This window comes from Pseudomonas sp. GM84, assembly GCF_000282535.1.
Taxonomy (GTDB): domain Bacteria; phylum Pseudomonadota; class Gammaproteobacteria; order Pseudomonadales; family Pseudomonadaceae; genus Aquipseudomonas.
Genome location: NZ_AKJC01000228.1, coordinates 24590 through 35681, shown reverse-complemented (window position 1 = coordinate 35681; position 11092 = coordinate 24590). Strand labels below are relative to the sequence as shown.

The window sequence follows — 11092 nt, the reverse complement described above, 5'->3', positions numbered from 1 at the left end:
AGGCTGACAACCATGGCCTATCAGACATAGGTACGTTGCAACAAATGTAGGAGCGAGCTTGCTCGCGATGCGCCGCGCGGGCGGCGCTCGATCTCAAACCCATCACAAATCCCACGCTTAACTCCACGCTCCCCCGCGAAACTGTCAGCGCTGTCAGCCAGCGGTCACGCTGCCGACCCGGTCAGGGGGCTATAAGATGGAGTACTGACAACCCTTCCCCCTTCCCTTGGCCAAGGTGCCCGCACCGATGCGACGTCCTTCCCGCTCTCTCCTCCTGGCCGCCGCCGCACTGCTCGCCCTGGCGACCCTGGGTATCTGGTACGGCCAGCAGCAGCAGGCGCCGGTAACCCGCGCGCAAACCGCCATCCCGGTGCGCGTGGTCAGCGTCACCCAACAGGACGTGCCCCGCTACGCCAGCGCCATCGGCTCGGTACTGTCGCTGCACAGTGTCGAGGTGCGGCCCCAGGTCGAGGGCGTGCTGACCCAGGTGCTGGTCAAGGAAGGCCAATGGGTCAAGCAGGGCGACCTGCTCGCCACCCTCGACGACCGCAGCATCCGCGCCTCGCTCGACCAGGCCCGCGCCCAGCTCGGCCAGAGCCAGGCGCAGATCCAGGTGGCCGGTGTCGACCTCAAGCGCTATCGACTGCTCAGCACCGATGACGGGGTGTCCAAGCAGACCCTCGACCAGCAACAGGCGCTGGTCAACCAGCTGCAGGCCACGGTCAAGGGCAACCAGGCGGCCATCGCCAATGCCGAAGTCCAGCTGTCCTACACACAGATCCGCTCGCCGGTCACCGGACGCGTCGGCATCCGCAATATCGACCCCGGCAACCTGGTACGCACCAGCGAAACCCAGAGCCTGTTCAGCGTGACCCAGATCGACCCGATCGCCGTGGAGTTTTCCCTGCCGCAGCAGATGCTGCCGACGCTGCAGAACCTGCTCAAGGCGCCCACCCCGGCGCTGGTGCAGGCCTACATGGATGCCGATGGCGAGCGCAGCCTGCTCGGCGAAGGCCACCTGGCACTGATCGACAACCAGATCTCCGCCAACACCGGCACGGTGCGGGTGAAAGCCGAGTTCGACAACAAGGACGGCCGCCTGTGGCCAGGCCAGCTGGTGACCGTGCACCTGCGCACGGCGGTAGACGAAGACGCCCTGGTGGTGCCGCCGCCGGTGGTGCAACGCAGCATCGATGGCCATTTCGTCTACCGCGTGGACGGCGACAAGGTGACCAGTGTGCCGGTCAAGGTGCTGTACCAGGACAGCACGCTGAACATCGTCGCCGGGGTCAAGGCCGGTGACCGCCTGGTGCTCGACGGCCAGTCGCGCCTCAAGCCCGGCGCCCGAATCGAGATCACCCCGGACGCGCCGACGCCGGCCGAGATGGCCGAACGCAGGAGCCAGCCATGAACACCCGCAATGGCGTCTCTGCCTGGTGCATCGACCACCCCATCGCCACCCTGTTGCTGACCTTCGCCCTGGTGCTGCTCGGTGCCATCGCCTTCCCCCGCCTGCCCGTGGCGCCCTTGCCTGAAGCCGACTTCCCGACCATCCAGGTCACCGCGCAGTTGCCCGGCGCCAGCCCCGAAACCATGGCCTCTTCGGTCGCAACGCCCCTGGAGGTGCAGTTCAGCGCCATTCCCGGCATGACCCAGATGACCAGCAGCAGCGCCCTGGGCTCGACCACGCTGATCCTGCAGTTCACCCTCGACAAGAACATCGACACCGCCGCCCAGGAGGTCCAGGCGGCGATCAACACCGCCACCGCGCGCCTGCCCCAGGACCTGCCCAGCCCGCCGACCTGGCGCAAGGTCAACCCGGCCGACAGCCCGGTGGTGATCCTCACCGTCAGCTCCGCGCAAATGCCCGGCAACGAGCTCAGCGACTACGCCGAAACCCTGCTGGCCCGTCAGCTCAGCCAGATCGAAGGCGTCGGCCTGATCAACATCACCGGGCAGCTGCGCCCGGCGATCCGGGTGCAGGCGCAGCCCGAGAAGCTGGCGGCCATCGGCCTGACCCTGGCCGACATGCGCCAGGCCATCCAGCAGACCAGCCTCAACCTGGCCAAGGGTGCGCTGTATGGCGAGCACAGCGTGTCGACCATCGCCGCCAACGACCAGCTGTTCCACCCCGAGGACTACGCCAAGCTGATCGTCAGCTACCGCAACGGCGCGCCGGTGCACCTGGCCGACGTGGCCAAGGTGATCAACGGTGCCGAGAACGCCTACGTCAAGGCCTGGTCAGGCGACCAGCCCGGGCTGAACCTGGTGATCTTCCGTCAGCCCGGGGCCAATATCGTCGATACCGTCGACCGGGTGCTCGATGCCCTGCCCCGCCTGCAGGAAATGCTGCCGGCATCGGTGCAAGTGTCGATCTTGCAGGACCGAACCCAGACCATCCGCGCCTCGCTGCACGAGGTGGAGCTGACGCTGATGATCGCCGTGGCGCTGGTGATCGGGGTGATGGCGCTGTTCCTGCGCCAGTGGTCGGCCACCTTCATCGTTTCCAGCGTGCTGGGGGTGTCGCTGATTGCCACTTGCGCATTGATGTACGTGCTCGGTTTCAGCCTCAACAACCTGACGCTGGTGGCCATCGTCATCGCCGTGGGCTTCGTGGTGGACGATGCCATCGTCGTGGTGGAGAACATCCATCGCCACCTGGAAGCTGGCGACGACGGCCGCACTGCCGCGCTCAAGGGCGCCGGCGAAATCGGCTTCACCGTGGTCTCGATCAGTTTCTCGCTGATCGCCGCCTTCATTCCGTTGCTGTTCATGGGCGGCGTGGTCGGGCGGCTGTTCAAGGAATTCGCCCTGACCGCCACGGCGACCATTTTGATCTCGGTGGTGGTGTCGCTGACCCTGGCCCCGACCCTCGCGGCCCTGTTCATGCGCCGCCCACCCGCCGAGCATGCCGGCGGTTTCGGCCCGCGCCTGCTGCGCTGGTACGAAAAAGGCCTGGACCGTGCCCTGGCCCATCGGCGCCTGACCCTGGGCGTGTTCGGCATTACCCTGGCGCTGGCGGTGGCCGGTTACGTGGGCATTCCCAAGGGCTTCTTCCCACTGCAGGACACCGGCTTCATCCTCGGCACCACCGAAGCCGCGGCGGACGTTTCCTACCCCTCGATGATCGAGAAGCACCTGGCGGTGGCGAAGATCATCGGCGATGACCCGGCGGTGCGCGCCTACTCACACTCGGTCGGGGTCACCGGCAGCAACCAGACCATCGCCAACGGCCGCTTCTGGATCTCGCTCAAGCCGCGCGGCGATCGCGATGTGTCGGCCAGCGAATGGATCGACCGGATGCGCCCGAAGCTGGCACAAGTGCCCGGCATCGTCCTGTACCTGCGCGCCGGCCAGGACATCAACCTCAGCTCCGGCCCTTCGCGCACCCAGTACCAGTACGTGCTCAAGAGCAATGACGGCGTCGCCCTCAACCTGTGGACCCAGCGCCTGACCGAACGCCTGCGGGAAAACCCGGCGTTCCGCGACCTGTCCAACGACCTGCAACTGGGCGCCAGCGTCACGCGCATCGACATCGACCGCCAGGCCGCGGCGCGCTTCGGCCTGACCACCACCGACGTCGACCAGGCGCTGTACGACGCCTTCGGCCAGCGGCAGATCAGCGAATTCCAGACCGAGACCAACCAGTACAAAGTGATCCTCGAACTGGACGCCCGCCAGCGCGGCAAGGCCGAAAGCCTCAACTTCTTCTACCTGCGCTCGCCGCTGACCAACGAAATGGTGCCGTTGTCGGCCCTGGCGCATGTGGCCGCGCCCAGCACCGGGCCGCTGTCGATCAGCCATGACGGCCTGTTCCCGGCCGCCAACCTGTCGTTCAACCTGGCGCCCGGCGTGGCCCTGGGCGATGCGGTGCAGATCCTCGAACGCACCCAGCGCGAGCTGGGCATGCCCGATTCCATCGCCGGCAATTTCCAGGGCGCCGCCCAGGCGTTCCAGAGTTCGCTGTCGAGCCAGCCCTACCTGATCCTCGCCGCCCTGGTGGCGGTGTACATCATCCTCGGCGTGCTCTACGAGAGCCTGGTCCACCCGCTGACCATCATCTCCACGCTGCCCTCGGCAGGCCTGGGTGCGATCATCCTGCTGTGGGGCAGCGGCCAGGACTTCAGCATCATGGGGCTGATCGGCGTGGTGCTGCTGATCGGCATCGTCAAGAAAAATGGCATCCTGCTCATCGACTTCGCCCTGGAAGCCCAGCGCCACCAGGGCATGACACCCGAGCAGGCGATCCGCCAGGCGTGCCTGGTGCGCTTCCGTCCGATCATCATGACCACCCTGGCCGCCCTGCTGGGCGCGGTGCCACTGATGTTCGGCTTCGGCACCGGCGCCGAGCTGCGCCAGCCGCTGGGGATCGCCGTGGTCGGCGGCCTGTTGGTGAGCCAGGCGCTGACGCTGTTCACCACCCCGGTCATATACTTGGCCCTGGAACGCCTGTTCCATCGCCGTCAGGCGGCCCGCGCGGCCGCGCCAAGTACCAGCTGAGACAAGACCATGCGTGTGCTGATCATCGAAGACGAAGAGAAAACCGCCGACTACCTGCATCGCGGCCTGAGCGAGCAAGGCTTCAACGTCGACCTTGCGCGTGACGGCATCGACGGCCTGCACCTGGCCCTTGAAGGCGACTACGCCGTGATCGTGCTCGATGTGATGCTGCCGGGCCTGGACGGCTACGGCGTGTTGCGTGCCCTGCGTGCGCGCAAGCAGACGCCGGTGATCATGCTCACCGCCCGCGAGCGCGTCGAAGACCGCATCCATGGCCTGCGCGAAGGCGCCGACGACTACCTCGGCAAGCCCTTTTCCTTCCTCGAACTGGTCGCCCGCCTGCAGGCCCTGACCCGCCGCAGCAGCAGCCACGAACCATTGCAGATCCAGGTCGGCGACCTGTGGATCGACCTGATGGCGCGCAAGGCCAGCCGTGCCGGCACCCGCCTGGAGCTGACCGCCAAGGAGTTCTCGCTGCTCAGCGTGCTGGCCCGGCGCCAGGGCGAAATCCTCTCCAAGACCGCCATCGCCGAGCTGGTCTGGGACATCAACTTCGACAGCGATGCGAATGTCGTCGAGGTGGCGATCAAACGCCTGCGCGCCAAGCTGGATGGGCCGTTCGACAACAAGCTGCTGCATACCATCCGAGGCATGGGCTATGTACTGGAAAACCGTGCCGGTTAACTCCATCGCGCTGCGCCTGTCGGCGCTGTTCATCCTGGTGGCGCTGGGCGTGTTCGTGCTGATCGGCTCGGCGTTGTACCGCCAGGTCGACCGCAGCCTCGACCTGTTGCCGGAGGCCGAGCTGGACGCCCGCTACAGCGTGCTCGAATCCACCCTCAATCGCTTCGGTACGCCCGAGCACTGGGCCAAGATCAACAACAAGCTCAACCTGCTCAGCGAAGAAGACAAGCGTATCCGCTTCTGGGTAGTGAGCAGCAACCCGGCCTTCGAGTACGGCCACCCCAGCGAGCTGGTGCGGGCCTTCGCCGAGGGCCCGCCAGGCATGCGCGACCTGCGCCTGCCCGACCGCCCCTACCCGTACAAGGTGCTGGTCAGTGAGCTGCCGGCCTTGGGCGACCGACCGCCGCTGCGCTTTCTGATCGGCATCGACACCGAAACTTTCTGGCAGGCGCAGCACAGCCTGCTGGTAGCCATCGTCGGCCTCGCGGTGCTGGGTGTGCTGCTGGCCTCGGTGCTGGGTTACTGGGTGGCGCGTATCGGCCTGCGCCCGCTGCTGGCCCTGTCCAACGAAGCCCAGGCATTGGCGCCGCCGCGCCTGGATGGCCGCCTGCAAACCAGCGACCTGGCCCCGGAACTGGCGCAGTTCGCCGGCGCCTTCAACGCCGCCCTCGACCGGGTCAGCCAGGCCTATTCCCGGCTGGAAGCCTTCAACGCCGACGTCGCCCACGAACTGCGCTCACCGCTGACCAACCTGATCGGCCAGACCCAGGTCGCCCTCACCCGTGGCCGCAGTGCCGAGCACTACTTCGAAGTGCTGCAATCGAACCTGGAGGAGCTCGAGCGCCTGCGCAGCATCATCAACGACATGCTGTTCCTCGCCAGCGCCGACCAGGGCAGCAAGGCCACGGCACTGACCCAGGCGTCGCTGGCCGAAGAGGTAGCCACCACCCTCGATTACCTGGACTACATCCTCGAAGACGCCCAGGTCAGCGTCAGTGTCGACGGCGATGCCCAGGCCCCGATCGAAAAGGCCCAGCTGCGCCGGGCACTGATCAACCTGCTGAACAACGCGGTGCAGCACACCGCGCCGAACCAGATCATCCGCGTGCAGATCGATGCCGGGCCGCAGCAGGTCAGCATTGCCGTGAGCAACCCGGGGCCGGCGATCGACGATGCCCACCTGCCGCTGCTGTTCGAGCGGTTCTATCGCGTGGATGCGGCCCGCAGCAACAGTGGCGGGGGCAACCATGGGTTGGGGCTGGCGATCGTCAAGGCGATTGCGGTGATGCATGGTGGGGAAGTTTTTGTGCACAGCGAGGCAGGCGCGAACACCTTCGGCATTCGCCTGCCAAGCGCTCAAACTCGCGGGTTTGGGGCGAAAGTCTAATTGCTTTCCAGCAAGATCGTTACCTTTTGCGCAATAGTGCTTATCACCGGGGACGCTGTTTCCAGGGCCTTTAAAGGACTAACTTTAGCCCTGTCCTCATTAGCACTTGCAGCGCAAGAAGGTAGTTTCAAAATGTCCAACAGTATGGGTATTGCCAGCGTTTTCGTTCTGTCTTCCCTGTTGTTGTCGCCCCTGGCCATGGCTGAAGAATCCCAGGCCTTCGTCGCCCGTAACGCAGAACTCGCCGCTGTTCATCAGGAAGCTCGCGAAGCCGTCGCCAACCAGAGCGATGCCGTGAAAGCCCCGGAACAGACCGTTTCAAAAGTATCCATCGATACCAACGCCGACAGCTGAGTTCAACTCGCTGCCGCGTAAGTTTTCCCTCGGCTACGTCATGGGCAGCAGCGCTGTCGATATGTTAGCCTCTTGAAGCCGCTGCCGATCAGCGGCTTTTTTTATGTGCTTTGACGATCAGCCCGGTTGTTACGTCTCCAACAAGAAAGTTGCACATTCAAAAATAAAAACTGCCTCAACGTCATACCAAAGGAGCTTGTACCGGTGTCTTCCGCGTTTCGCTTTACCCCGCTGTTCATTGCATTGACTGCAACGATGCCCTTCGCCGCCCAGGCAGATGAAGACAAGGCTGATGGCTTCATCGAAGGCTCGTCGTTCAACCTGCATTTCCGTAATGCCTACTTCAACCGCAACAACCTCAAATCGGGCGTGCGTGACAAGCGCGAGTGGGGCCAGGGCGCGGTCGCGCGATTCGAGTCCGGCTACACCCCTGGCGTGATCGGTTTCGGCCTCGACGCCCATGCCATGCTGGGCCTGAAGCTCGACGGCGGTGGCGGCCATGCCGGTACCAGCATCCTGCCTTCGCATGTGAAGGACGACGGCGAGCTGGGCGCTGCCCCGCACTCGTTCTCCACCGCGGGCGCGGCGGTAAAGCTCAAGGCATTCGACACCGAGCTCAAGGCCGGTGACCTGTTCCTCACCAACCCGGTGATCGCTGGCGGCGAAAGCCGCATGCTGCCGCAGACATTCCGTGGTGTGAGCCTGACCAACACCAGCATCGACGGCCTGATGCTCGAAGGTGGCCAGGCCAGCTTCACCAAACCGTACAACCAGAGCGGCCACCGCCGCATCGACACCTACTACGGTGCGCTGGCCGACGGCGACAAGAGCGAGCACCTGAACTGGGCTGGCGCCTCCTGGACCGGCACCGAAAACTTCAGCGCCAACCTGTATGCCGCCGAGCTGAAGGACATCTGGAACCAGTACTACGCCGACTTCGACTACACCTACGTGGTCAACGACCTGGTCAGCCTCAACCCGGGCGTGCACTTCTATCACACCCAGGACACCGGCCAGGCGCTGCTGGGCAAGATCGACAACAACACCTACAGCCTGCACTTCACGGTCAATGCCGGTTACCACAGCGTCACCGCCGCCTACCAGCGGGTCAACGGCAACACGCCGTTCGACTACATCAACCTGGGCGACAGCGTGTACCTGGACAACTCGCGCATGTACTCGGACTTCAACGCCCCCAACGAGCGTTCGTGGAAGCTGCAGTACGGCTACAACTTCGCCGGTGTCGGCGTGCCTGGGCTGAGCACCACCGTGTCGTACTCGCGCGGTGAGGCAGACCTGACCAAGGCTACCCAGGACACCAGCCACTACGACTACTACCGCGCCGATGGCAAGAACGCCATGCACTGGGAGCGGGACCTGGACGTGAAGTACGTGTTCCAGGAAGGCAACCTCAAGGACCTGTCGGTGCTGGTGCGTTATGCCACCCACCGTGGCAGCCAGGGGTATGCGTCGATCGACAGCAACAGCGACAACGACGAGCTGCGGGTGATCATCGATTATCCGTTGAACGTGTTCTGATCTTTGTGGGAGCGGGCTTGCCCCGCGAACACCGGCAGAGCCGGTGCCATGCAGCGCGCTGCCTGCTTCGCGGGACAAGCCCGCTCCCACAAGTACAGTCAACACCCGCACGATTCCGTCGGACAAATCTTGTCCGACAACTCCCGCTTCCCTAAAATGTCGCCGCCGCAAATGGCCCTGCCTCAGCAGTAGCGCGCATGCCCACTCCATTACCGCGTCTCGCACTCTACAGGTCGCACCCCGAGCTGATCCTCAACCTGGGCAGTTGCCTTGCCGTGCTCGCTATCGTGGCCATCGTCAGCTACCTGCTGGCCCGTGAGCGCGACAGTGTCGAGCTGTCGGCCATCCGCGCTTCGAACAACATCGTGCAACTGATCGAAAGCGATATCCTGCGCAACGCCGAACTCTACGATCAATCCCTGCAGGGCCTGATCTGGGCGGTCAACCGCAAGGAACTGCCCGAGATTCCCGGACCACTGCGCCAGCGCCTGCTGTTCAATGAAGCCTTCGTCGACAAGAAACGCGGCGATGTGCTGTGGCTCGACAAACAAGGCGATGTGGTGGGCGACTCCACCAGCAGTGTGCCGCGCAAGGCCAACTTCGCCGACACCGGGGTATTCCAGGCCCATCTGAATGACCCCAACCTCGGTTTGCTGGTGGGCCCGCCGTTCAAGGCCAGGCTGGGCGACCTGGACTGGTGCATCAGTTTCAGCCGGCGAATCTCCGGCCCCTCGGGCGAATTCGCCGGGTTGGCCGCAGGCGCCTTGCGCCTCTCCTATTTCAGCGAGCTGTTCCAACGCCTGGATATCGGCGACGACAGCAGCATCAACCTGTTCAACACCAGCGGCCAGTTGCTCGCCCGGCAACCCACGCGCCCGCAAGACCCACTGATCGGCAACGACTACAGCGAGCGACCGAACTTCAAGCGCGTGCTCGGCGAGCGCAGTGGCAGCTTCACGGCACGCTCGGCCCGTACCGGTGCCCAGCGGATGTACACCTTCGCCCGGGTCGCGGATTTGCCCTTGATCGTGCTGGTGGTGCATTCGGCCGACGAGGTGTTCGAGTCATGGCGGCGCACGGCGATTCTGGTCAGTGTCGCCACGGGCGTGCTGTGCATCGGCATCCTCTGGCTGACCTTGCTGCTGGGCCGCGAACTGCAGCGCCGCCACGAAGCCGAGCAAGGCCTGGCCACCCTGGCCGCTACCGACAGCCTCACGGGCCTTGCCAACCGTCGTCGGCTGGACCAGGTGCTGCGTCTGGAATGGGCTCGCGCCCAGCGTAACCGCAAGTCATTGGCGGTGCTGATGGTGGATGTCGACCATTTCAAGGCGTTCAACCAACGCCATGGCCATGCCGGAGGCGACCATGCATTGCGCGAAGTGGCCAAAGCCATCGAACAGTGCTTGCGCCGTCCCGCCGACCTGGCGGCACGTTACGGTGGGGAGGAGTTTCAGGTGATCTTGCCGGAGACCGAACTGTCGGGCGCCCTGCTCCTGGCAGAGCGCATTCGGGCAAGCGTCGAAGCCCTGCCGGCGTTTGCCGACGATGCCCGTTCGGTCACGGTCAGCGTCGGCATCGGCGTGTACCTCCCAGGTACCCAGCACGACCTGGCCCGGGTACTGGGGGCGGCGGACGAAGCCCTCTACCGAGCCAAGGCCAATGGCCGCAACCGAGTCGAGGGCCCTGCCACCTAGGAGCGAGCGCGGGCTGCGTTACGCAGCGCTTTCACCTGGTCATGGTTGCGCTGCACGCCTTGCAGCTGTTTCTCGACCAGCGCGTAGCTCTGGTCGCTGGCAGCGCGGCCCAGCTTGACCAGCTTCTCGCGTGCTTCCTTGTAGGCCTTCAGGGCATGGTCCTCGCCGCGCTCTACTTCATTGAGCACCGCTTCTTCGTCCTTGCCGGTGACCATCGACTTGAGGTTGACCCAGCCACGGTGCATGTCACCGCTGATGCTGGTGGACGTTTCAGGATCCCCACCCAACCGGCGCACTTCGCTCTGCAACTCGCTTGCAGCAGCGGAACACTCACCCGCACGCTGAACGAAGAAGGCTTTGAGTTCAGGGTTTTTCACATCATCGGCCGAGGTCTTGAAGCCCTTCTCACCGTCCTTGCTGTACTCGATCAAGTCGTTGAGTACGTCGATCACGTCTTTGTTGGGGTTGCTCATGGCAAAACTCCTTGGCAGGTGAAGGTCAGGTATAAAGGAGCAGCCTTCGTGCCAAGCCGCGGATAAAAATAAATCCTTTTAAAATCAATTAGTTATTGATTGACAAAAAAGTTGGGGAAACGGCGTTATGCATGATTGCCGCTTGGGCGCTCGTGCAGATTGCAGTATGGTCGGCGCATTTCTCTTGCAGGCATTGCCCATGAATCCGGAAACCCTCGAACTGCTGGTCACGCGCACCATGCCCTTTGGTAAATACCAGGGGCGGATCATTGCCGATCTGCCAGGTGACTACCTGGCGTGGTTCGCGCGCAAGGGGTTTCCGGCGGGGGAACTTGGGGGGTTACTGGCGTTGATGCACGAGATCGACCACAACGGGCTGGGGGATTTGCTGGTGCCGTTGCGGCAGAAGCATCGGCGTTGATTCAGATGCGGCCCTTTCGCGGGACAAGCCCGCTCCCACA

Annotated in this window: 9 protein-coding genes; 8 read left to right on the top strand and 1 reads right to left on the bottom strand. The window is 64.2% G+C overall.

From position 1 onward, the window contains the following. The first annotated feature begins 247 nt into the window (after positions 1–247). The 7 genes from PMI38_RS18575 (at position 248) to PMI38_RS18545 (ending at position 10158) form a co-directional block, all read left to right on the top strand. Entirely contained in the window at positions 248–1411 is a 1164-nt protein-coding gene (locus tag PMI38_RS18575) for an efflux RND transporter periplasmic adaptor subunit (protein ID WP_008097116.1), read from the top strand. Next, positions 1408–4500: a multidrug efflux RND transporter permease subunit gene (locus PMI38_RS18570; RefSeq protein WP_008097113.1), complete on the top strand. Its 3093-nt coding sequence runs from the start codon at positions 1408–1410 to the stop codon at positions 4498–4500. Before PMI38_RS18575 ends, PMI38_RS18570 begins: the two co-directional genes overlap by 4 nt. 9 nt (positions 4501–4509) lie before the next feature. Next, positions 4510–5184 (top strand): heavy metal response regulator transcription factor, encoded by a 675-nt coding sequence (locus PMI38_RS18565; RefSeq protein ID WP_008097103.1) that lies wholly within the window; start codon positions 4510–4512, stop codon positions 5182–5184. Next, positions 5159–6571: a heavy metal sensor histidine kinase gene (locus PMI38_RS18560; RefSeq protein WP_008097101.1), complete on the top strand. Its 1413-nt coding sequence runs from the start codon at positions 5159–5161 to the stop codon at positions 6569–6571. Before PMI38_RS18565 ends, PMI38_RS18560 begins: the two co-directional genes overlap by 26 nt. Positions 6572–6703: 132 nt before the next feature. Then, positions 6704–6925, top strand: a complete 222-nt coding sequence (locus tag PMI38_RS18555; RefSeq protein ID WP_008097100.1) for a hypothetical protein — start codon at positions 6704–6706, stop codon at positions 6923–6925. A gap of 204 nt (positions 6926–7129) precedes the next feature. Then, entirely contained in the window at positions 7130–8464 is a 1335-nt protein-coding gene (locus PMI38_RS18550; protein ID WP_008097099.1) for an OprD family porin, read from the top strand. 197 nt (positions 8465–8661) lie between these two features. Next, entirely contained in the window at positions 8662–10158 is a 1497-nt protein-coding gene (locus PMI38_RS18545; protein WP_008097097.1) for a sensor domain-containing diguanylate cyclase, read from the top strand. On the opposite strand, the gene PMI38_RS18540 is transcribed toward PMI38_RS18545, so the two are convergent. Further along, entirely contained in the window at positions 10155–10631 is a 477-nt protein-coding gene (locus tag PMI38_RS18540; RefSeq protein WP_008097096.1) for a ferritin-like domain-containing protein, read from the bottom strand. The genes PMI38_RS18545 and PMI38_RS18540 overlap by 4 nt on opposite strands. Positions 10632–10830: 199 nt before the next feature. Here PMI38_RS18540 and PMI38_RS18535 point away from each other — a divergent pair, with 199 nt between their 5' ends. Then, positions 10831–11052 carry a DUF3820 family protein gene (locus tag PMI38_RS18535; RefSeq protein ID WP_008097095.1) on the top strand — a complete coding sequence of 74 codons (222 nt, stop codon included), beginning with the start codon at positions 10831–10833 and terminating at the stop codon, positions 11050–11052. The last annotated feature ends 40 nt before the right edge of the window (positions 11053–11092 follow it).